This window comes from Pseudomonas sp. AN3A02 (assembly GCF_011765255.1).
In the GTDB taxonomy this organism is placed as follows: domain Bacteria; phylum Pseudomonadota; class Gammaproteobacteria; order Pseudomonadales; family Pseudomonadaceae; genus Aquipseudomonas.
In genome coordinates this window covers 96,080-116,461 of the sequence record NZ_JAARNI010000002.1, presented here as the reverse complement: position 1 = coordinate 116,461, position 20,382 = coordinate 96,080, and the positions used below count along the sequence as shown (strand labels likewise).

The following is a 20,382-nucleotide window of genomic DNA, read 5'->3' as shown; positions in this document are numbered from 1 at the left end:
CAGTGCGGCCCAGGCTATCGCATCAGGAAGTACGGGTTTTGCCGCTGGCGGCCGCTTCGGTTGCATCAGTTGTAGCAGGTGCGGCGCTGGGCAGGTGGCGGGCAATCAGCCCGCGATACGCGGCAGCACCGAGGCAGGCACCGACAATCGGTGCAAAAATCGGAATCAGGAAGTAAGGAATGTCGCGCCCGCCGGTGAAGGCCATTTCACCCCAACCGGCGAAAAAGGTCATCAGCTTGGGACCGAAGTCACGGGCCGGGTTCATCGCAAAGCCGGTCAGTGGGCCCATGGCGCTGCCGATCACGGCGATCAGCAAACCAATCAGCAGCGGTGCCAACGGGCCACGGGGCAAGCCGTTGTTGTCGTCGGTCAGGGCCATGATCACGCCCATCAGGATCGCGGTAATGACCATTTCCACCAGGAACGCCTGGGCCGTGCCCAGCAGCGGATGCGGGTAGGTGGAGAACACCGACGCCAATTCCAGGCTGGCCTGGGTGCCGCGAATCATATGGTGGGTTTGTTCGTAATCGAAAAACAGGTTGCTGTAGAGCGTGTAAACCAACGCAGCCGAGCAGAAGGCGCCGGCGACTTGGGCGATGATGTAGAACGGCAGTTTGCGCTTGTCGAAATCGGCAAAAATGCACAGGGCGATACTGACCGCCGGATTGAGGTGAGCCCCGGAAATACCGGCGCTCAGGTAGATCGCCATGCTGACGCCGATCCCCCAGATGATACTGATTTCCCACAAGCCAAAGCTGGCACCCGCGACCTTGAGCGCAGCAACACATCCGGTACCGAAGAAGATCAGCAACGCAGTGCCCAGGAACTCGGCCATGCATTGACTTGAGAGTGAAGGCTGTTGAAGAGCAGTTGTCATGGAAAACCTCTGTTTTTGTTGTTGTCTGGCGTTTTGCCGCAACGGGCAATCGGCGATTTTCACCGTGGCGAGGATCCCCATCCTCTTCGCGGCTTACTGCTGTGAATCCGCAGGTCTATTCCTACAGTATTCGTAAACGAAAAAATATAGACAAGAATGACGGCTGTCAAAGGTCGAAAGTGAACGATTGGTCATTTTGTAATTATTGGTGCGGTGAATGATCGTGGCGTGAGCGCCGGGAGTTGCAGAAAAGGAGTGCGCGAGGTCGTGGCAGAGGGCTTGGGACTAGAGCCTTTTGCCACGTGTTGGCCTAGAATTGGCTGTCTGCTTTTTCACCGTTTTGCCAAGCCTGGAGCCCGCATGACGCCCGCATTGGACCTGTTGAAAAAAGTTCGCGCCGAACATCGAATCCACAGTTACGAACATGACCCCAAGGCGGCGTCCTATGGTCTGGAGGCCGCGGAGAAATTGGGGCTTGATCCGGCGCAGGTGTTCAAGACCCTGCTGGCCAGCAGTGAAAAAGCTGAACTGCTGGTGGCCGTTGTGCCGGTCGTCGGAAGTTTGGATTTAAAAGCCTTGGCGCAGGCTGCGGGGGTGAAAAAAGTCGAGATGGCGGACCCGGCTGCGGCGCAACGGGCCACCGGTTACCTGCTGGGCGGCATCAGCCCGTTGGGACAGAAGAAGCGCCTGCGCACCTTTGTCGATGTGACGGCACAGTCGTTTCCGACAATTTTTATCAGTGCGGGAAGAAGGGGGCTTGAGGTGGAGTTGGCAGCAGCGGTGCTGGCCGAGCACACCCAGGCCAAGTTCGCGGAAATTGGCCGGGCGTGATGGTCTCTGCAGGATCGAGGGGGACGCCTGGTTCTTGCTTGCGAAAACTTGAGAACGCTGTGTTCATCCAGAATGCCAGCGTCATCGTTAACGACCTTCGCGAGCAAGCTCGCTCCTACACGGCCTGGAACAACACAAGGTGTTCTGCTGCCACGCGAATGCCCACATCGGCACCGACCAGATGATCGGCGTGGCTGGGGAAAATCGATTCCAGCTGCGCACCCGTAGGCAACTGCAAGCGATACAGGGTCGAAGCCCCGAGGAACGTCTTGCCAACAATCCGCGCTGTTAGGGCGCTGTCCGGTGCATAAACGATGTCGTCCGGGCGCAGTAATACATCCACCGCACCGCCGGTGGGCCAGGTGTAGGCACGATTACCGCGCAACTCGCCCAGTTCGGTGGTGACCGATTCCGGCGTGTTCAACTGCCCGCGAATGAAGTAACCCTGGCCAATGAAGCTGGCGACAAAGGGTGTCAGCGGCTCGTGGTAGAGGTTGTAGGGCGTATCCCACTGCTCCAGGCGACCTTCCTTGAACACACCGACATGGTCACTCACTGCGAAGGCTTCCTCCTGGTCGTGGGTCACCAGAATCGCACTGGTGCCTCGGGCCTTGAGGATGTCGCGGACCTCATGGCTGAGCTTGCGCCGCAGTTCGCCATCGAGGTTGGAGAAGGGTTCGTCCAACAGCAGCAGTTGCGGTTCCGGCGCCAACGCGCGGGCCAGGGCGACGCGCTGTTGCTGGCCGCCGGAGAGTTCGTGGGGGAAGCGCTTGCCGAGGTTTTTCAGGTTCACCAGTTCCAGCAATTCAGCGACCACCCGCTCTTTTTGCGGGTGCTTGCGAATGCCGAAGGCGATGTTGTCGGCCACGCTGAGGTGTGGAAACAGCGCGTAGTCCTGGAACACCATGCCGATCCGACGTTTCTCCGGGGCCAGTGTGAAACCGGCGCTGGAGATGACTTCGCCCGCCAGGCTGATCTCGCCTTCGTGCAGCGGCTCAAACCCGGCAATCGCTCGCAGGGTGGTGGTCTTGCCGCAGCCCGAGGAACCCAGCAAGCAACCGATGTCACCGGCGTTGAGGTGCAGGTTGAGGTTCTGCACCACCCGTTGATCCTGATAACCGCATGCCAGATTGCGTAGGTTCAGCAGTAATGGCTGGCTCATGCAGGGCGATACGCCGGCGCAACCAGAAATTCGAGCAGGGCTTTTTGCGCGTGCAAGCGGTTTTCTGCCTGGGCCCAGGCCACTGAACGTTGATCATCCAGCAGGTCGAGGCTGATTTCTTCGCCACGGTGGGCGGGCAGGCAGTGCATGAACAGCACGTCCGGCGCGGCCAGGTCGAGCAGGGCGCGGTTTACCTGGAATGGAGCGAACAGCTTGAGGCGCTTGGCGGTTTCCTCTTCCTGGCCCATGGAGGTCCAGACGTCAGTGCTTACCAGATGCGCGCCCATGACCGCGTCACGCGGGTCGCGAACGATGGTCACGCGGTCGCCGGCCTGGGCCAGGAACTTGGCGTCCGGCTCATAGCCTTCAGGGCAGGCAACGCGCAATTGGAAGTCGAACTGGATCGCCGCTTCTATATAGCTGTTGCACATGTTGTTGCCGTCGCCGATCCAGGCCACGGTCTTGCCCTGGATCGAACCGCGCTGTTCGAGGAAGGTTTGCATGTCGGCCAGCAGTTGGCACGGGTGCAGGTCATCGGACAGGCCGTTGATCACGGGCACGCGGGAGTTGGCGGCAAATTCGGTCAGGGTGCTGTGGGCGAAGGTACGGATCATCACCGCATCCAGCATGCTCGACATCACGATCGCGCAATCGCTGATTGGTTCGCCACGGCCCAGTTGGGTATCCCGAGGCGAAAGGAAGATGGCCTGGCCGCCGAGCTGGATCATGCCTGCTTCGAAAGATACGCGGGTGCGGGTGGACGACTTCTCGAAAATCATCCCGAGCACGCGGTTTTTCAAAGGCTCGAACAGTACGCCGCGGTTACGCAGGTCTTTAAGCTCAATGCCTCGACGGAGCACGCTGACCAGCTCTTCGGGCGTGCAATCCATCAGGGAGAGAAAGTGCCTTGCGCTCATCATTAACTACCTTTTTGCAACAGACCGCAGATACTCAAAGCCTTGTTTATTTTGAAAACGGGCGAGACCTGCGGCGAAAGCCGCACGGGGCGACGAAATAGGGGAAGGCGCGATCTTATAATTAAATGTCGCGTCTTACCAATAGGGCTACAGTTTTTAGGGGAGTTCAAGGACGCGGGGAGGGCGCTTTTGAAGCCTGTTTCCTGACAGCAGCGGGTCATTTGTACACTGGCGCTGCGCCACATTGCAATGCGCGAAGGCGGGCGCGGGCCGGGCTGCGTCGGTTTCAGCGGGTTGTCGGAGGCTTCTGAAACATTTCCTGATGTTTCCTCATGGCCCGGCCTGATGCCGTTGGATTCACGCGACGAACGTTGCTGGCGCTGCTGCCGGCGGCGGGCCATAGTTTTCGTCCGAAGCGCTCAGCCCACAATAAAGAGACTGGCCATGACCAAGACTCTCCACCACCGTGCCTGCCATCTGTGCGAAGCCATCTGCGGCCTGACACTGGAAACCACCCAGGGTGAAGACGGGAGCCTGGCGATCACCTCAATCAAGGGTGACCCCCTGGACACGTTCAGCCGTGGCCATATCTGCCCCAAGGCCGTGGCCCTGCAGGACATCCAGAACGACCCGGACCGTCTGCACCAGCCCATGTTGCGGGTGGGCAGCGAATGGCAGCCTATCCCGTGGGACGACGCCTTTGCGCTTGTAGCCGAGCGCCTCGCGGGCATCCAGGCGCGTCACGGGCAGAATGCGGTGGCGGTGTATCAGGGCAACCCGAGCGTGCACAATTATGGCCTGATGACCCACAGCAATTACTTCCTGGGCCAGCTCAAGACCCGCAACCGCTTTTCCGCCACGTCGGTGGATCAGTTGCCCCACCACCTCACCAGTCACCTGATGTACGGCCACGGTCTGCTGCTGCCGATCCCGGACATCGACCATACCGATTTCATGCTGATCCTCGGCGGCAACCCGCTGGCATCCAACGGCAGCATCATGACCGTGCCGGATGTGGAAAAGCGCCTGAAGGCCATCCAGGCCCGGGGCGGCAAAGTCGTGGTGGTTGACCCGCGGCGCAGCGAGACGGCAGCCATAGCCGATCAGCACTTGTTTGTACGCCCGGGCGGCGATGCCGCGTTGTTGTTCGGTTTGCTTAATACGCTGTTCGCCGAGAACCTGACCCGTGACAGTCACCTTCCGGTCGACGGCCTGGATGAAGTGCGCCACGCCGTGGCCGGATTCACCGCCGAGGCCATGAGCCGTCAATGCGCGGTACCCGCCGAGCAGATCCGCCAGTTGGCGCGGGACTTCGCAGCGGCTGATACCGCTGTGTGTTATGGCCGCATGGGCGTGTCGACCCAAGCGTTCGGCACGCTGTGTCATTGGCTGGTGCAGCTGATCAACCTGGTCACTGGCAATCTGGATCGAGTGGGGGGTGCCTTGTGCACCACACCGGCAGTCGACCTGGTGGCTTCCACCTCCGGCGGGCACTTCAATCGCTGGCAGAGCCGGGTTTCCGGGCGACCGGAGTACGGTGGCGAGCTGCCGGTGTCGGCACTGGCTGAAGAAATGCTCACCGAGGGCGAAGGACAAATCCGCGCGCTGGTGACGGTGGCGGGCAATCCGGTGCTGTCCACGCCTAACGGCCGGCAGTTGGAGCAGGCGCTGGATGGCCTGGAGTTCATGGTCAGCGTGGACCTGTATATCAACGAAACCACGCGTTATGCCGACTTGATCCTGCCGTCCACCTCGGCGCTGGAAAACGATCACTACGACACCACGTTCAACATGTTCGCGGTGCGCAATGTCACCCGCTTCAATCGCGCCATCCTGCCAAAGCCCGAAGGCGCATTGCATGACTGGGAAATCTTCGTCGGCCTGGCCCAGGCGTTTGCCGCGAAGACGGGGAATACACTCAAACCGACCATGCCGCCGGCGCAGATGATCGACTTCGGGCTGCGGGCCGGGCCTTATGGCGATACCTTGTCCATTGCCGCGCTGGCTGATCACCCCCACGGCCTGGACCTCGGGCCACTGAAGCCTAACCTGGCGGGCCGTATGAAAACCGCCAATGGTCATTTGCAGGCCGCACCGCCCGTGATCCTCGCCGACCTGGTGCGCTTTGCCGCGCAGCCAGTGCCTGAGGTGAATGAGTTGCTGCTGATCGGCCGCCGCCATGTGCGCAGCAACAACTCCTGGATGCATAACTACCACCGGCTGGTGAAGGGCAAACCCCGTCACCAGTTGTTGATGCACCCGGACGACCTGGCCTATCGCCAGTTGAGTGACGGGCAACGGGTGCGGGTCAGTTCGCGGATCGGCATGATCGAAGTAGAAGTGATGGCCAGCCTCGACATGATGCCCGGCGTGGTCAGCCTGCCCCACGGTTGGGGCCACGGCCGCCCCGGCGTGCAGATGACCATCGCCAGCGGGCAGCCGGGGGCGAGCGCGAACGACCTGACGGATGAGCGGCAATTGGATGAGCTGTCGGGCAACGCGGCGTTGAACGGCGTGCCGGTGCAGGTGGCGGCGGCGTAAGGATTGTCTGTCGGGGAGTCCGAGCGTCACGCTAGGCTTTGCGTTACAATGCGCCACCGTGCCGACCCATGAGTCGGAAAGTTCCAGCCGAGGTGTTCCATGGATATCATCGAAACGATCAAAGAGCAGATTGCCAACAACACTATTCTGCTTTACATGAAGGGCGCACCTAACGCGCCTCAGTGTGGCTTCTCCGCAAAGGCTTCCCAGGCAATCATGCAATGTGGCGAGAAGTTCGCCTACGTGGATATCCTGCAGAACCCGGAAATCCGCGCCAACCTGCCGAAGTACGCCAACTGGCCAACTTTCCCGCAGCTGTGGGTTGCCGGTGAGCTGGTCGGCGGTAGCGACATCATCACCGAAATGGCGGCTGATGGTTCGTTGCAGGCACTGATCAAAGACGCAGCAGAAAAAGCCGCTGCGAAGACCGAAGCCTGATTTGTTTTAGGCTGCGGCAATAAGAAGCCCCGCTTCTCGAAAGAGAGCGGGGCTTTTTAGTGGCCGGGAATTAAGGGTTATTCACCCATCTGCGATTGCAGATAATTCTCGATAGTCACTTTGTCGATCAGGCCGATCTGGGTTTCCAGCCAGTCGATGTGCTCTTCCTGGTCTTCAAGGATATCTTCCAGCAGTTCACGGCTGCCGAAGTCGCCCTTGGTTTCGCAATGAGCGATGGCGGCCTTGAGGTCGGTGTGGCTTTTGCGCTCGAAGTTCAGGTCGCAGTTGATCATTTCCTGGGAATGCTCGCCGATGCTCAGCTTGCCCAGGTCCTGCACGTTCGGCAGGCCTTCCAGGAACAGGATGCGCTTGATCAGCGCGTCGGCGTCCTTCATGGCCTTGATGGATTCTTTGTATTCACGCTTGCCGAGCTTTTCCAGGCCCCAATCGTCATACATGCGTGCATGCAGGAAGTACTGATTGATCGCGACCAGTTCATTGGCAAGGATTTTGTTGAGTTGCTGGATGACTGTGATGTCGCCTTTCATGATTGGGGTCCTGCCCTGTATTCGCTGTATATAAGGCGGAGTTTGAGCTGCACATTTACTACTGTCAAACCTAAGTTATTGAATAATAAATGAAAATTAATCGGAATAAGAATGTTTGTGTTCTGCGTCTTGGCGCTAACTGTTTGAATTTCGGGCATAAAAAAACCGGACACTAAGTCCGGTTCTTTAAAACACATCAATTAAGCGTGTGTAAATTCTGCTGAGTAGGGGATCGCAGCCTGGGCAGTTTGCAGCTGCGTCAGGGTTTCCCGTACCACTTGCTTGGCGAGGCAGGCGCATTTGCCGCATTGGCTGGCAACGCCGGTGGTTTCACGTACTTCCTTGTAGCTGCAGCAACCTTCGTAGATTGCTTCGCGGATTTGTCCGTCGGTGACGCCAGTGCAGAGGCAGACATACATAAGGGAGAACCATCGCGGGTAAGGCTTAAGTGCGATGGATCTTAATGTTAACGAGAATGATTGTCAAAGTAGTTTCATGGGTGTTTGAAACAGATTGGTTACCCACTGACGAACGGTTTTTCCCCGAGCCGTGTATGATGGTCGGTCTTCACGAAGCGTGATCCCGTCACAGGGCTGTCGTTTACCTGCGGCACACTGGAAGGGATCCTTTTACTTCAAGTCACCACCATCAGGAGATACCCTATGAGCGTACTCGTCGGCAAACAAGCCCCGGATTTCGACGTACCAGCCGTCCTCGGCAATGGCGAAATCGTAGACAGCTTCAAACTGTCTGAAGCCATCAAAGGCAAATACGGCCTGGTGTTCTTCTACCCGCTGGACTTCACCTTCGTCTGCCCATCGGAGCTGATCGCTCTGGATCACCGCATGGACGATTTCAAGGCCCGTAACGTTGAAGTGGTAGCCGTTTCCATCGACTCCCATTTCACCCACAACGCCTGGCGCAACACCGCCATCAATGATGGCGGCATCGGCAAAGTCAAATACACCATGGCTGCCGACATGAAGCACGACATCGCCAAGGCCTACGACGTTGAGTCCGAAGGCGGCGTTGCTTTCCGTGGCGCGTTCCTGATCGACGACAAGGGCGTTGTGCGCTCGCAGATCATCAACGACCTGCCGTTGGGTCGTAACATGGAAGAGCTGATCCGCCTGGTCGACGCTCTGCAATTCCACGAAGAGCACGGCGAAGTTTGCCCTGCCAACTGGAAAAAAGGCGACAAAGGCATGAACGCTTCGCCAGAAGGCGTTGCGGCTTACCTGACCGAGAACGCTGGCAAGCTGTAAGCCAGATTCGCGGGACAAAAAAACCGGCCTGAGAAGGCCGGTTTTTTTATGCGCGGGATTTGGCTTCAGTCGCCGAAGTCTTCCCAGCCGCCCATCTGTTTCCAGCGGTTGACGATGCCGCAGAACAGTTCGGCCGTCTTCTCGGTGTCGTAGCGGGCCGAGTGGGCCTCACGACCGTCGAAGTCGATACCGGCCGCCTGGCAGGCTTTCGCCAGTACGGTCTGGCCATAGGCCAAGCCGGCAAGGGTCGCGGTGTCGAAGCTGGAGAACGGGTGAAACGGGTTACGCTTCATGTCCAGGCGCGTCACGGCGGCGTTGAGGAAGCCCAGGTCGAAGCTGCTGTTGTGACCCACCAGGATCGCGCGCTTGCAGCCATTGGCCTTCAAGGCCTTGCGCACGCCACGGAAGATGTCGGTCAGCGCCGCTTCTTCACTGACTGCCATGCGCAGCGGGTGATCGAGCTTGATCCCGGTGAACTCCAGGGCCGCGGCTTCGATGTTGGCGCCTTCGAACGGCTCGACGCGGAAGAAGTGGGTGTGTTCCGGGAACACAAAACCCTGTTCGTCCATGCCGATAGTCGTAGCGGCGATTTCCAGCAATGCGTCAGTGGCGCAATTGAAACCACCGGTTTCTACGTCGATAACGACCGGCAGGTAGCCGCGAAAACGCTCGGCCATCGGGTGACGGGAACCGCCACCACCGCCGCCGTGTTCCTGATCGTCGTCGTAATGGTCTTCACTCACGGGTGTTCCTCCAGCAGGCGCCAGCGCAGTGTTTCACCGGCGCGCAGCGGGATAACGGTCAGCTCGCCAAACGGCAGGCTGGTGGGGGCGGTCCAGTCTTCACGGACCAGGGTAATGCGGTCGGTATTCGCCGGCAGGCCGTAGAAACGCGGGCCGTTGAGGCTGGCGAACCCTTCAAGCTTGTCCAGGGCGTTGCGTTGTTCGAACGCTTCGGCATACAACTCGATCGCCGCGTACGCGGTGTAGCAACCGGCACAACCACACGCGGCTTCCTTGGCGTGTTGGGCGTGGGGCGCAGAGTCGGTACCGAGGAAAAATTTCTCGCTGCCACTGGTGGCGGCATCAAGCAGCGCCACCTGATGCGTGTTGCGCTTGAGAATCGGCAGGCAATAGAAGTGCGGCCGAATCCCGCCCACCAGCATGTGGTTGCGGTTGTACAACAGGTGATGGGCGGTGATGGTCGCGCCGACGTTGGCCGAAGCCTCGGTGACGAACTGCACGGCCTCAGCGGTGGTGATGTGTTCGAACACGACCTTGAGGGTCGGGAACCGCTCGACCACGCGGCGCATGTGCTCGTCGATGAAGATCTTTTCACGATCGAATACATCGACATCGCCACGGGTGACTTCACCGTGGATCAACAGCGGCATGCCCACTTCGGCCATGGCTTCGATGGCCGGCAGGATCTTGTCGATACTGGTGACGCCGGAATCGGAGTTGGTGGTCGCACCGGCCGGGTACAGCTTGGCGGCGTACACGAAACCGCTGGCTTTGGCCTGGCGAATTTCTTCGGGCTGAGTGCGGTCGGTCAGGTACAGCACCATCAGGGGTTCGAAGCGGCTGCCGGCCGGTCGTGCAGCGAGAATGCGCTGGCGATAGGCATCGGCTTCCGCGGCGTTACGCACCGGAGGTACCAGGTTAGGCATGATGATGGCGCGGCCAAACGTGCGCGCTACATCGGCCACGGTTTGGGGCAACGCAGCACCATCGCGAAGATGAATATGCCAGTCGTCGGGACGCAGCAGGGTCAGGCGGTCGGACATTGAGGATTCCAGGCGGGTCAATCTGGTGGGAATGCTACCGGAAAAGACTCTTGCAGGCACTCGCTATCAAGTTTTGCAGGATGCGACCGATATCCCTGGGTATGCCTTAACGATGTATGACGCCTTGATGTGTTGTAGAAACCTGTGGAGCCTCCCGTGCGCCAGCATTATCTAGCCCTGCTCAGTGTGTTCGCCAGCCTGCCCGCGATGGCCCTCACGTTCCAGACACGTCTGGAGAATATTGAGTGGAAGGTGGAGGGCGATAAATTCGAGTGCCGCTTGACCCAGCCGATCACTGATTTCGGCTCGGGGGAGTTCGTGCGCCGGGCCGGCGAGCAGGCGACGTTTCGTCTGAAAGCCTTCAGCGGCTCGTTGGGTGCCGGTTCCGCAACCCTGTTGGCGGCTGCTGCGCCGTGGCAGCCCGGGCGTGGTGATATCAACCTCGGCGCGGTGCGCGTCGGCAGTGGTGATGTGCTGTTTAATAGCTCCCAGGCCCAGGCCGGGCGCTTGTTCACCGGCTTGCTCGAAGGTCGTAGCCCGACTGTGCGGCACTATGGGCGCGATGGCGGGTACTCTGAGATTCGCCTGTTGCCGGTGAAATTCAACAAGGCGTACAACGACTATCAGTTGTGCACCACCAAGCTGCTGCCGATGAATTTCGAGCAGGTCAAACAGACTGAAGTGGGTTTCCCGGGTGGTGGCATCGAACTGGATGCGGCGGCCAAGAAAAAGCTCTCGGTGATCCTCGAGTTCATGAAAGCCGACCCGACGGTCAACCACATCGAGTTGAACGGCCACTCCGACAACAGCGGCAATCGCCTGACCAATCGTGATGTTTCGCGGCGTCGAGCATTGGCGGTGATGGACTACTTCAAGGCCAATGGCATCGATGAATCGCAGATTGCCCTGCGTTTCCATGGTGAAAGCTACCCGTTGGCGCCGAACACCAATCCGGCCAACCGGGCGAAAAACCGTCGGGTGAATATTCAACTCGAACGGGTGGTAGCCCCCGAAAAACCGGCGCCCCAAGCCAAAGCGCCAAGCAACGCCGCCGCCACCTCATAAGGTGCGGCGTTTCGTCGCCCGCTCGACATAATCTGTCGCTTTATCTTCATTTGCTGTCGCGCCCCTGTAATTTCACGGTTTTGGTCGGTAGAATCGACGCCTTTCCGTACAACCCCGTGGAGTGATGGCATGGCCGACGTAAACAAGGTCGTTCTCGCGTATTCCGGCGGCCTGGACACTTCGGTGATCCTCAAGTGGCTGCAGGATACTTATAACTGTGAAGTGGTGACCTTCACCGCTGACCTGGGTCAGGGCGAAGAGGTCGAACCTGCACGTGCCAAGGCGCAAGCCATGGGCGTGAAAGAGATCTACATTGACGACCTGCGCGAAGAGTTCGTCCGCGATTTCGTTTTCCCGATGTTTCGCGCCAACACTGTCTACGAAGGCGAGTACCTGCTGGGTACTTCCATCGCACGTCCGCTGATCGCCAAGCGCTTGATCGAAATCGCCAACGAAACCGGCGCTGACGCCATTTCCCATGGCGCCACCGGCAAGGGCAACGACCAGGTGCGTTTCGAGCTGGGCGCCTATGCCTTGAAGCCAGGCGTAAAAGTCATTGCTCCGTGGCGTGAATGGGACCTCCTGTCCCGTGAAAAGCTGATGGACTACGCTGAAAAGCACGCCATCCCGATCGAGCGTCACGGCAAGAAGAAGTCCCCGTACTCGATGGACGCCAACTTGCTGCACATCTCCTATGAAGGCGGCGTGCTGGAAGACACCTGGACCGAGCACGAAGAAGACATGTGGAAGTGGACCGTCTCCCCGGAGAACGCTCCTGACAAGGCCCAGTACCTGGAACTGACCTACCGCAACGGCGACATCGTCGCGCTGGACGGCGTCGAAATGACCCCGGCCACCGTGTTGGCGACCCTGAACCGTATCGGTGGCGAACACGGTATCGGCCGCCTCGACATCGTCGAGAACCGTTATGTGGGCATGAAGTCCCGTGGCTGCTACGAGACCCCGGGCGGCACCATCATGCTGCGCGCTCACCGCGCCATCGAGTCCATCACCCTGGACCGTGAAGTGGCTCACCTCAAAGACGAGTTGATGCCCAAGTACGCCAGCCTGATCTACACCGGCTACTGGTGGAGCCCGGAGCGTCTGATGTTGCAACAGATGATCGACGCTTCCCAGGCCCACGTGAACGGCGTTGTGCGCCTGAAGCTGTACAAGGGCAACGTGATCGTGACCGGTCGCAAGTCCGACGAGTCGCTGTTCGATGCCAATATCGCCACCTTCGAAGAAGATGGCGGCGCGTACAACCAGGCAGACGCGGCAGGCTTCATCAAACTGAACGCTTTGCGCATGCGTATTGCGGCCAACAAAGGTCGCAAGTTGTTCTGAGTGCTTTAAGTTGCAATGAAAAATGGCCCTTCGAGGGCCATTTTTTTTTGGCTGAAAATCCGGCTTAAGTCTTTGCGCAGGATGCTGCGTTTATAGTTCAGCTCAAGACCACCCTGTGCTCAAGGGCGTAATGTTTATATTTTAAGGGTGCAATGTTTATTATTTTCGTCCGATAAGAGATGCATTGTTGAAAGTGGTTTTTTTCTCGTGTGTAGGAACTATGTACTACAGAAATTTCACTCAGAAATGTACGACGAATATGTCAGCTACTGACATGCCTGTAGGATTTCTGGAGCGTAATCAAGAATGTCGCATGGAACTTTTAAAACGTGGGTTTCAGCCCGGAACCACGGGCTTTCTGACAACGTACAAGGGGCGTTTCCTGAAACTTGTGTGCGTTACGTTTACTCCGCACCCCGTAACCTTGGGAATTTTCACTCAAAATATGTTTGCGCTAGGAAAGGTCTGAAAGCCTCAACAAAACTGGACACCTCCACCTGGGCGTTTTTTTGTAGGTTAAATCCTATGTCGTTGTGGGTTGGGTCTCTGCTTGCTGTTGCTTGGGGGGGAGCACTATGCCAAGCGGGAAACGACTAGGCTATTGTGCTTGCTCTTAATAATTCGAACAGCGAAATTGGACTTGCCCATGAATAAAGTGCTGATCGTGGATGATCATCCCGTCATTCGTCTTGCTGTGCGTATGCTAATGGAACGTCATAGTTATGAGGTCGTTGCCGAGACCGATAACGGTGTCGATGCCTTGCAACTTGCACGGGAGCATATGCCGGACATTGTCATACTGGATATTGGAATACCTAAACTCGATGGCCTGGAAGTTATATGCCGGCTGTCCTCTACCAAACAGGCCCATCCCTTCAAGGTGCTGGTGCTGACTTCCCAGGCGCCAGGACACTTTTCCATGCGCTGCATGCAGGCGGGTGCCGCCGGCTATGTGTGCAAGCAGCAGGATCTCACCGAGCTGTTGAGCGCGGTCAAGGCGGTGCTGTGCGGGTACAGCTATTTCCCCAACCAGGCGCTGAACTCGGTGCGCTCCACAATGGGTAACGCCAGCGAAGCGGACATGGTCGAGCGCCTTTCCGGCCGGGAGATGATGGTGTTGCAGCAACTGGCCCGCGGCAAAACCAACAAGGAGATCGCCGATGGCATGTTCCTGAGCAACAAAACCGTGAGTACCTACAAGACCCGCTTGCTGCTCAAGCTCAATGCACGTTCTCTGGTGGACTTGATCGAACTGGCCCAGCGCAACGGGTTGGTATAGGTCGGCCGCGCACTTACATGCCGTCAGAAAAAAGCCTCCGTAGGGGAGGCTTCTGTTTGTCGTTGGGTCGATTAGAGATCGAAGTCGTAATCGGCCAACTGTTTCTGCAAGCGCCGCTCTTCCAGAAGGTTGTCGATGGTGCGGCGTTTGCTCAAATTGGTCTTGGCCACCTCTACCGGCGCTTCCGCTGCATCATCGTCGGATTCAGCGCCAACAACGTCGTCTTCTACATCCAGTTGTTCTTTGCCAGTGCTCATAAGGTTAACTCCAGGCTAAGACTGCCGTTGGCGCTCCTTATAGCGATAATCTTGAGCCTGGTAAAAAAGATTTTTTCAATCGACTCATCAATAAAAGCAATGATGGCTCAATCGTCGGAAGTCTTTTCCTTGTATTCACACAGGTCTTCGATGCGGCAACTGCCACAGCGCGGCTTGCGGGCCTGGCAGACATAGCGTCCGTGAAGGATCAGCCAGTGATGTGAATCCAGCAGATAGGGCTTGGGCACAAATTTCATCAATTGTTTTTCCACCTCCACCACATTCTTTCCGCGGGCAATCCCGGTGCGGTTGCTGACCCGAAAGATGTGCGTGTCCACCGCCATGGTCAGTTGGCGAAACGCCGTATTCAGCACCACGTTGGCGGTTTTGCGGCCTACGCCTGGAAGTGCTTCCAGGGCTTCACGTGTCTGCGGCACTTCGCTGCCGTGCAACTCCACCAGCAGCCGACAGGTCTCGATGACATTCTTCGCCTTGCTGTTGTACAGGCCAATGGTCTTGATGTACTCGGATAACCCTTCAACCCCAAGCGCGTAGATCGCCTCCGGAGTATTGGCTACGGGATACAACTTGGCCGTGGCCTTGTTGACGCCGACGTCTGTGGACTGGGCCGAAAGAATCACGGCGATCAGCAGCTCGAACGGCGAGGAATAGGCCAGTTCGGTTTTTGGTTCCGGGTTGTCTTCGTGAAGCCGACGGAAAATTTCCAGGCGTTTTGCGGCGTTCATGGGGCGAGCGGTTCCTTGCAGACAGTCAGTGTGGTTACGAAAAACGGGCCCAATAACCCGAGCAGGATAAACGCGGCGGTCATCCGCAGTACACGCTTCATAACGTGCGGCTGATGATCAAGGGCTTCAAGTGCGAGCATCGGCCGCCACCAGTGCCGCAAGCGCCTGCTCTGCTGTTTCGAAGTGTTGTTGCAGGATGATCAACTGCGACTGCTGTTCAAAGGTCGGCGGGTGACCAAAGGCTTTCAACGATTTGTGCAATTGGGCACGGCTCATGGCCAGGTTGATCTTGGCCTTCTTCAAGGCGGCGTCCATCGCGGCGGCTTTTTGTGCACGAACCCGCTCAATGGCGGCCTGGACCGGGTTCGCCGTCGCCGCAGCCACCGGAGCAGCGCGCTTGGTGCGTGCCAGGCGTTCGGCGAGTTTCTGCTCCTCCTCGCGTTGCAGCCGCGCGTTGCGCTGTTCAAACCGCCGCCTTGCCCGATCGCGCTTGAGGCTGCGTGCCTGGCGCTCATGATCATTGGTGGCCAGCCCGCCGACAATCGGCAACACCGTGGTCAACGGGCGCATTTCGATGCAGTCAACCGGGCAGGGCGCCACACACAGGTCACAGCCGGTGCACTCGTCGATAATCACCGTGTGCATCAATTTGGCAGCACCGACGATGGCGTCCACCGGGCAGGCCTGGATGCATTTGGTACAGCCGATGCACTCCGCCTCACGGATAAACGCGATCTGTGCGGGCGCTTCGCCTCGGGATGTGTCCAGCTCCAGCACCGGGAGCTTCAGCAGCTGCGCCAGGCCGGCAATGGTTTCCTGGCCGCCCGGTGGGCACTTGTTGATCGCCTCGCCTCGGGCAATGCCTTCTGCATAGGGCTTGCAGCCAGGATGCCCACATTTACCACATTGGGTTTGCGGCAGCAGGGCGTCGATACGTTGAATCAGGCTCATGGTTTGATCATTGCGTTGGAACCCGGAAAAGCCACGGCCAGCAAAGGGCCAACAGCAAACAGAATCCGATTATCCGGCAAGCGAGGAGGGGGTACTAGCTGAAACCGTCCCATGGCCGAGACCATGGGGCGGTTCGCAGTTTTTACTTGATGCGCTGACCCGGCTTGGCGCCGCTGTCCGGGCTCAACAGGTAGATCTCTTCACCGCCAGGGCCCGCCGCCATCACCATGCCTTCGGAGATGCCGAATTTCATTTTCCGTGGCTTGAGGTTGGCAATCATCATGGTCAGGCGACCATCGAGCTTGGACGGATCCGGATAGGCGCTCTTGATCCCGGAGAACACGTTGCGTTGCTCGTCACCGATGTCCAGGGTGAGGCGCAGCAGCTTGTCGGCGCCTTCCACAGCTTCGGCCTTGATGATCAGCGCGACCCGCAGGTCCACTGCGGCAAATGCGTCGAAGTCGATTTCTGGCGACAGCGGATCTTTCGCCAGTTCGCCATTGCCGGCAGGCGCCGTTTCTCCGGTATCGGTCTTGCTGGCCTCGAGGTCTTCTTTGGACGCGTCGCTCATGGCCTGGACTTTTACCGGGTCGATACGGGTCATCAGCGGCTTGAACTCATTCAACTGATGGTTGCTGAGCAAGGTCGCGTGGTCGTTCCAGGTCAGCGGCGGCACGTTGAGGAACGCCTCGGCGTCGGCCGCCAGCAGTGGCAGTACCGGCTTGAGGAAGATCACCAACTGGCGGAACAGGTTGACGCCCGTGGCGCAGATGGCCTGGACTTCAGCCTGCTTGCCTTCCTGCTTGTTCAGCGACCACGGCGCCTTGTCGGCGATCCAGGCGTTGGCACGGTCGGCGAGGCCCATGATCTCGCGCATGGCGCGGGCAAAGTCGCGGGCTTCATAGGCGTCGGCGATGCTTGGTGCTGCAGCCAGGAACGCGTCGGTCAGTTCTGGCGCGGCGTTTTCAGCCACCAGCACACCGGCGTTGCCCTTGTGGATAAACCCGGCGCAACGGCTGGCGATGTTGACGACTTTGCCCACCAGGTCCGAGTTGACCTTTTGTACGAAGTCTTCCAGGTTCAGGTCCAGGTCGTCGACGCCACGTCCCAGTTTGGATGCGTAGTAGTAGCGCAGGTATTCCGGCGACAGGTGGTCCAGGTAGGTGCGCGCCTTGATAAAGGTGCCACGGGACTTGGACATCTTCTGGCCATTCACCGTCAGATAGCCGTGTACCGCGATGCCGGTCGGCTTGCGGTAGCCCGAACCTTCGAGCATCGCCGGCCAGAACAGCGCGTGGAAGTTGACGATGTCCTTGCCGATGAAGTGATACAGCTCGGCAGTGGAGTCCTTGGCCCAGAACGCGTCGAAGTCCAGCTCCGGCGTACGGTCGCACAGGTTCTTGAAGCTGGCCATGTAGCCAATCGGCGCGTCCAGCCACACATAGAAGTACTTGCCTGGCTCGCCCGGGATCTCAAAACCGAAGTACGGCGCATCGCGGGAGATGTCCCACTGCTGCAGGCCGGCGTCCAGCCATTCGGCGATCTTGTTCGCCACGGCGTCCTGCAGGGTGCCGCTGCGGGTCCAGGTTTGCAGCATTTGCTGGAAATCCGGGAGCTTGAAGAAGAAGTGCTGGGAATCCTTGAGCACCGGGGTGGCGCCAGAGATGGCCGACTTCGGATCCTTCAGGTCGGTAGGCGCGTAAGTGGCGCCGCATTTTTCGCAGTTGTCGCCGTACTGGTCCTCAGTGCCGCATTTAGGGCAAGTGCCCTTGATGAAACGGTCGGCCAGGAACATTTTCTTTTCCGGGTCGAAATACTGGGTGATCGAACGCGTGGCAATGTGCCCGGCGTCCTTCAGACGCAGGTAGATCTGGCTCGACAGCTCGCGGTTTTCTTCGGAGTGGGTCGAGTGGAAGTTGTCGAAATCTACCAGGAACTCGGCAAAGTCGGCGCTGTGTTCAGCCTGGACATTGGCGATCAGTTGTTCCGGGGTGATGCCTTCCTTCTCGGCGCGCAACATGATGGCCGAACCGTGGGCGTCGTCCGCGCAGACATAAATGCATTGATTGCCGCGATGCTTCTGGAAGCGCACCCACATATCGGTCTGGATGTACTCAAGCATATGGCCAAGGTGGATAGAACCATTGGCATAGGGCAGGGCGCTGGTGACGAGGATCTTGCGTGGCTCGGACATGGGGCTCGGCTACTTGATGAAACGGAGGTCGGCCACTATAAAGCGCCGGGAAATTTATTTCACCCCGTGCGGCTGTTTCAGGATTTTCCCGACGGCCGAAAGCGTGCCGCTAAGACGCTGGAACGGTTAGGATAGCCGCCTGTTTTAGTCAGTCTTTTTCGGGAGTAGCCCATGAGCGCCGTCAATCGCGCAGCGGTGGAAGCCGTTCTTCGCCAATACACCGACCCCTACCTGAACCAGGACCCGGTCAGCGCCGGGTGCGTACGCGCCATCGACGTGCAGGGTGACAAGGTTTCGGTCCAGCTTGAGTTGGGTTATGCCGCCGGGCTGTTCAAGAGCGGCTGGGCGCAGATGCTGCAAATGGCCATTGAAGGCCTGGACGGCGTCAGCTCGGCCAAGGTCGACATCCAGTGCGTGATCGCCCCGCACAAGGCCCAGGCGCAGATCCCGGGCCTGGCCAACGTCAAGAACGTGGTGGCCGTGGCCTCCGGCAAGGGCGGCGTGGGCAAGTCCACCACCGCCGCCAACCTGGCCCTGGCCCTGGCACGTGAAGGCGCGCGCGTCGGCATTCTCGACGCCGACATCTATGGCCCGAGCCAAGGCGTGATGTTCGGCATTGCCGAAGGTACCCGGCCTAAGATCAAAGACCAGAAATGGTTTGTGCCGATCGAGTCCCATGGCGTGGAAGTGATGTCCATGGCCTTCCTGACCGATGACAATACGCCGATGGTCTGGCGCGGCCCGATGGTTTCCGGTGCATTGCTGCAACTGGTCACCCAGACCGATTGGGGCAATCTGGACTATCTGGTGATCGATATGCCACCAGGCACCGGCGATATCCAGTTGACCCTGGCGCAGAAAGTCCCGGTGGCCGGCGCGGTGATCGTCACTACGCCGCAGGACCTGGCGCTGCTGGATGCTCGCAAGGGCGTGGAGATGTTCCGCAAGGTCAACATTCCGGTACTGGGCGTTGTGGAAAACATGGCGGTGCACATCTGCTCCAACTGCGGCCATGCCGAGCATCTGTTCGGTGAAGGCGGCGGCGAGAAGCTGGCGACCCAGTACGGGGTTGAACTGCTGGCGTCGTTGCCGCTGTCCATGGGGATTCGTGAGCAGGCTGATGGTGGCAAGCCGACCGTGGCTGCTGAACCGGATGGCCAGATTGCCATGGTCTACCAGGAACTGGCCCGCCACGTAGGGGCGCGGATCGTACTCCAGGAAGCTGAGGGCCAGGCGATGCCGACGATCACTGTCAGCGACGACTGATCCACCTGATGGGAAAGAAGCCTCGACGGTGTCGGGGCTTTTTCTTGCCTGGCGAACTTTCAGGGCCCGCTCGTTACCCTTTTACGTAATTGCTGGTGTAAGCATTCACTTACTTTCTCGTAAGTGTTTGGGTTTTTTCGCCGGTGCGGACGTCTTGAATTGATTGCCTGTATTTATATCTTGTTGAAATATAACAATTATTTATTATTGATCGAACGCGCAAATATATAGTTCCGCGATTTGGATCCCGTTGAACTTCCCCGGGAACTCTCTAAGATCAGCCCTGTGTCCACGGATTGACACAGTCATCACGGAATGATGACTCAGGGAACCTCGCAGGATGCGATTCATCAGGATGATGAAAAGGAACACAGGGACTAGGGAAAAAATGTGGGCGGGTCATACCGCCCCTTTTTTTTGCCTGTAGAAAAGTGAAACCCGCCCCGCAGAAATGCAAAAAGGCCCGCAAGGGGCCTTTTAGAGGGCTTCGACGCTATCAGCGCTCGAGGTCTGCAATCTTGCCTTTCTTGCCATCCCATTCCGCCGCATCCGGCATCGGGTCTTTGCGCTCAGTGATATTCGGCCAGATTTCCGCCAGCTCAACGTTCAACTGAATAAATTCCTGCATTTCTGCCGGGACTTCGTCCTCGGAGAAAATCGCGACGGCCGGGCATTCTGGCTCACACAGGGCGCAGTCAATGCACTCGTCCGGGTGGATGACCAGGAAGTTCGGGCCTTCGTAGAAGCAGTCCACCGGACACACTTCTACGCAGTCGGTGTACTTGCACTTGATGCAGTTGTCGGTGACGACGAAGGTCATTTCTAATTCTCTCCTCAGGCGGCGGCAGCGAAACCCCTTGTGGCAGGGCTCGCGAGGTTCGGGAGCGATAGTCTGCAGGCCAGGCTAAAAGC

The 20,382-nt window shown here is 58.6% G+C and carries 19 protein-coding genes and 1 pseudogene; 8 read left to right on the top strand and 12 right to left on the bottom strand.

Annotated elements, in window-relative coordinates:
* Positions 1 to 22: 22 nt before the first annotated feature.
* Positions 23 to 877, bottom strand: a complete 855-nt coding sequence (locus HBJ59_RS10410; RefSeq protein ID WP_076015422.1) for an MIP/aquaporin family protein — start codon at positions 875 to 877, stop codon at positions 23 to 25.
* A gap of 360 nt (positions 878 to 1,237) precedes the next feature.
* On the opposite strand from HBJ59_RS10410, the gene ybaK reads away from it, so the two are divergent.
* Complete coding sequence (gene ybaK, locus HBJ59_RS10405; RefSeq protein WP_010170166.1) at positions 1,238 to 1,708, top strand: Cys-tRNA(Pro) deacylase; 471 nt, start codon at positions 1,238 to 1,240, stop codon at positions 1,706 to 1,708.
* 115 nt (positions 1,709 to 1,823) lie between these two features.
* On the opposite strand, the gene HBJ59_RS10400 is transcribed toward ybaK, so the two are convergent.
* Both HBJ59_RS10400 and argF read right to left on the bottom strand, forming a co-directional pair.
* On the bottom strand, positions 1,824 to 2,870 hold the full coding sequence (locus HBJ59_RS10400; protein ID WP_167663501.1) for an ABC transporter ATP-binding protein: 1,047 nt from the start codon (positions 2,868 to 2,870) through the stop codon (positions 1,824 to 1,826).
* Positions 2,867 to 3,787 carry an ornithine carbamoyltransferase gene (gene argF, locus HBJ59_RS10395; protein ID WP_167663500.1) on the bottom strand — a complete coding sequence of 307 codons (921 nt, stop codon included), beginning with the start codon at positions 3,785 to 3,787 and terminating at the stop codon, positions 2,867 to 2,869. The genes HBJ59_RS10400 and argF overlap by 4 nt, the downstream gene beginning before the upstream one ends.
* Before the next feature lie 444 nt (positions 3,788 to 4,231).
* Between argF and HBJ59_RS10390 the strand changes: the two genes are divergently transcribed.
* Both HBJ59_RS10390 and grxD read left to right on the top strand, forming a co-directional pair.
* A complete protein-coding gene (locus HBJ59_RS10390; protein ID WP_167663499.1) occupies positions 4,232 to 6,328 on the top strand; it encodes a molybdopterin oxidoreductase family protein in 2,097 nt (698 codons plus the stop codon).
* A 99-nt stretch (positions 6,329 to 6,427) separates the two neighbouring features.
* Positions 6,428 to 6,766, top strand: coding sequence for a Grx4 family monothiol glutaredoxin (grxD, locus tag HBJ59_RS10385; protein ID WP_034118308.1), 339 nt, complete (start codon positions 6,428 to 6,430; stop codon positions 6,764 to 6,766).
* A 77-nt stretch (positions 6,767 to 6,843) separates the two neighbouring features.
* Here grxD and bfr read toward each other — a convergent pair whose 3' ends face one another.
* Both bfr and HBJ59_RS10375 read right to left on the bottom strand, forming a co-directional pair.
* A complete protein-coding gene (bfr, locus tag HBJ59_RS10380) occupies positions 6,844 to 7,314 on the bottom strand; it encodes a bacterioferritin (RefSeq protein WP_076015418.1) in 471 nt (156 codons plus the stop codon).
* Positions 7,315 to 7,514: 200 nt separating this feature from the next.
* Positions 7,515 to 7,733, bottom strand: coding sequence for a bacterioferritin-associated ferredoxin (locus HBJ59_RS10375; RefSeq protein ID WP_003208706.1), 219 nt, complete (start codon positions 7,731 to 7,733; stop codon positions 7,515 to 7,517).
* 243 nt (positions 7,734 to 7,976) lie between these two features.
* Here HBJ59_RS10375 and HBJ59_RS10370 point away from each other — a divergent pair, with 243 nt between their 5' ends.
* Positions 7,977 to 8,579 carry a peroxiredoxin gene (locus tag HBJ59_RS10370; protein ID WP_003172097.1) on the top strand — a complete coding sequence of 201 codons (603 nt, stop codon included), beginning with the start codon at positions 7,977 to 7,979 and terminating at the stop codon, positions 8,577 to 8,579.
* A 65-nt stretch (positions 8,580 to 8,644) separates the two neighbouring features.
* On the opposite strand, the gene rnt is transcribed toward HBJ59_RS10370, so the two are convergent.
* Complete coding sequence (rnt, locus tag HBJ59_RS10365) at positions 8,645 to 9,322, bottom strand: ribonuclease T (RefSeq protein ID WP_076015417.1); 678 nt, start codon at positions 9,320 to 9,322, stop codon at positions 8,645 to 8,647.
* Entirely contained in the window at positions 9,319 to 10,365 is a 1,047-nt protein-coding gene (gene pyrC / locus HBJ59_RS10360) for a dihydroorotase (protein WP_076015416.1), read from the bottom strand. Before pyrC ends, rnt begins: the two co-directional genes overlap by 4 nt.
* Positions 10,366 to 10,521: 156 nt before the next feature.
* Here pyrC and HBJ59_RS10355 point away from each other — a divergent pair, with 156 nt between their 5' ends.
* From HBJ59_RS10355 to HBJ59_RS10345, 3 genes are all read left to right on the top strand, one after another.
* The gene (locus tag HBJ59_RS10355; RefSeq protein WP_167663498.1) at positions 10,522 to 11,430 is read left to right on the top strand and encodes an OmpA family protein; all 909 of its coding nucleotides are present in this window, start codon (positions 10,522 to 10,524) and stop codon (positions 11,428 to 11,430) included.
* A gap of 129 nt (positions 11,431 to 11,559) precedes the next feature.
* Entirely contained in the window at positions 11,560 to 12,777 is a 1,218-nt protein-coding gene (locus tag HBJ59_RS10350) for an argininosuccinate synthase (RefSeq protein WP_048720141.1), read from the top strand.
* Between the two features lie 646 nt (positions 12,778 to 13,423).
* Positions 13,424 to 14,056, top strand: coding sequence for a response regulator transcription factor (locus HBJ59_RS10345; protein ID WP_003208698.1), 633 nt, complete (start codon positions 13,424 to 13,426; stop codon positions 14,054 to 14,056).
* A gap of 71 nt (positions 14,057 to 14,127) precedes the next feature.
* Here the strand turns inward: HBJ59_RS10345 and HBJ59_RS10340 are convergent, their stop codons facing one another.
* The 4 genes and pseudogenes from HBJ59_RS10340 to metG form a co-directional block, all read right to left on the bottom strand.
* Complete coding sequence (locus tag HBJ59_RS10340) at positions 14,128 to 14,313, bottom strand: PA3496 family putative envelope integrity protein (protein WP_003208696.1); 186 nt, start codon at positions 14,311 to 14,313, stop codon at positions 14,128 to 14,130.
* A gap of 107 nt (positions 14,314 to 14,420) precedes the next feature.
* Entirely contained in the window at positions 14,421 to 15,059 is a 639-nt protein-coding gene (gene nth / locus HBJ59_RS10335) for an endonuclease III (RefSeq protein WP_010170146.1), read from the bottom strand.
* A 141-nt stretch (positions 15,060 to 15,200) separates the two neighbouring features.
* A pseudogene (rsxB, locus tag HBJ59_RS10330) lies at positions 15,201 to 16,028 on the bottom strand (electron transport complex subunit RsxB); the annotation flags it as partial.
* A gap of 124 nt (positions 16,029 to 16,152) precedes the next feature.
* Positions 16,153 to 18,204 (bottom strand): methionine--tRNA ligase, encoded by a 2,052-nt coding sequence (metG, locus tag HBJ59_RS10325; protein WP_076015413.1) that lies wholly within the window; start codon positions 18,202 to 18,204, stop codon positions 16,153 to 16,155.
* Positions 18,205 to 18,375: 171 nt separating this feature from the next.
* Between metG and apbC the strand changes: the two genes are divergently transcribed.
* Positions 18,376 to 19,470, top strand: a complete 1,095-nt coding sequence (apbC, locus tag HBJ59_RS10320; RefSeq protein ID WP_076015412.1) for an iron-sulfur cluster carrier protein ApbC — start codon at positions 18,376 to 18,378, stop codon at positions 19,468 to 19,470.
* A gap of 496 nt (positions 19,471 to 19,966) precedes the next feature.
* On the opposite strand, the gene fdxA is transcribed toward apbC, so the two are convergent.
* Complete coding sequence (fdxA, locus tag HBJ59_RS10315) at positions 19,967 to 20,290, bottom strand: ferredoxin FdxA (RefSeq protein WP_003208688.1); 324 nt, start codon at positions 20,288 to 20,290, stop codon at positions 19,967 to 19,969.
* Between the last annotated feature and the right edge of the window lie 92 nt (positions 20,291 to 20,382).

Excerpts from the sequence above, each read along its gene's own strand:
- ybaK (WP_010170166.1), top strand. The coding sequence starts at position 1,238 with ATGACGCCCGCATTGGACCTGTTGAAAAAAGTTCGCGCCGAACATCGA.
- argF (WP_167663500.1), bottom strand. The coding sequence starts at position 3,787 with ATGAGCGCAAGGCACTTTCTCTCCCTGATGGATTGCACGCCCGAAGAG.
- HBJ59_RS10400 (WP_167663501.1), bottom strand. The coding sequence starts at position 2,870 with ATGAGCCAGCCATTACTGCTGAACCTACGCAATCTGGCATGCGGTTAT.
- grxD (WP_034118308.1), top strand. The coding sequence starts at position 6,428 with ATGGATATCATCGAAACGATCAAAGAGCAGATTGCCAACAACACTATT.
- HBJ59_RS10410 (WP_076015422.1), bottom strand. The coding sequence starts at position 877 with ATGACAACTGCTCTTCAACAGCCTTCACTCTCAAGTCAATGCATGGCC.
- apbC (WP_076015412.1), top strand. The coding sequence starts at position 18,376 with ATGAGCGCCGTCAATCGCGCAGCGGTGGAAGCCGTTCTTCGCCAATAC.
- metG (WP_076015413.1), bottom strand. The coding sequence starts at position 18,204 with ATGTCCGAGCCACGCAAGATCCTCGTCACCAGCGCCCTGCCCTATGCC.
- fdxA (WP_003208688.1), bottom strand. The coding sequence starts at position 20,290 with ATGACCTTCGTCGTCACCGACAACTGCATCAAGTGCAAGTACACCGAC.
- HBJ59_RS10390 (WP_167663499.1), top strand. The coding sequence starts at position 4,232 with ATGACCAAGACTCTCCACCACCGTGCCTGCCATCTGTGCGAAGCCATC.
- HBJ59_RS10345 (WP_003208698.1), top strand. The coding sequence starts at position 13,424 with ATGAATAAAGTGCTGATCGTGGATGATCATCCCGTCATTCGTCTTGCT.
- HBJ59_RS10375 (WP_003208706.1), bottom strand. The coding sequence starts at position 7,733 with ATGTATGTCTGCCTCTGCACTGGCGTCACCGACGGACAAATCCGCGAA.
- nth (WP_010170146.1), bottom strand. The coding sequence starts at position 15,059 with ATGAACGCCGCAAAACGCCTGGAAATTTTCCGTCGGCTTCACGAAGAC.
- pyrC (WP_076015416.1), bottom strand. The coding sequence starts at position 10,365 with ATGTCCGACCGCCTGACCCTGCTGCGTCCCGACGACTGGCATATTCAT.
- HBJ59_RS10370 (WP_003172097.1), top strand. The coding sequence starts at position 7,977 with ATGAGCGTACTCGTCGGCAAACAAGCCCCGGATTTCGACGTACCAGCC.
- bfr (WP_076015418.1), bottom strand. The coding sequence starts at position 7,314 with ATGAAAGGCGACATCACAGTCATCCAGCAACTCAACAAAATCCTTGCC.
- HBJ59_RS10340 (WP_003208696.1), bottom strand. The coding sequence starts at position 14,313 with ATGAGCACTGGCAAAGAACAACTGGATGTAGAAGACGACGTTGTTGGC.
- HBJ59_RS10350 (WP_048720141.1), top strand. The coding sequence starts at position 11,560 with ATGGCCGACGTAAACAAGGTCGTTCTCGCGTATTCCGGCGGCCTGGAC.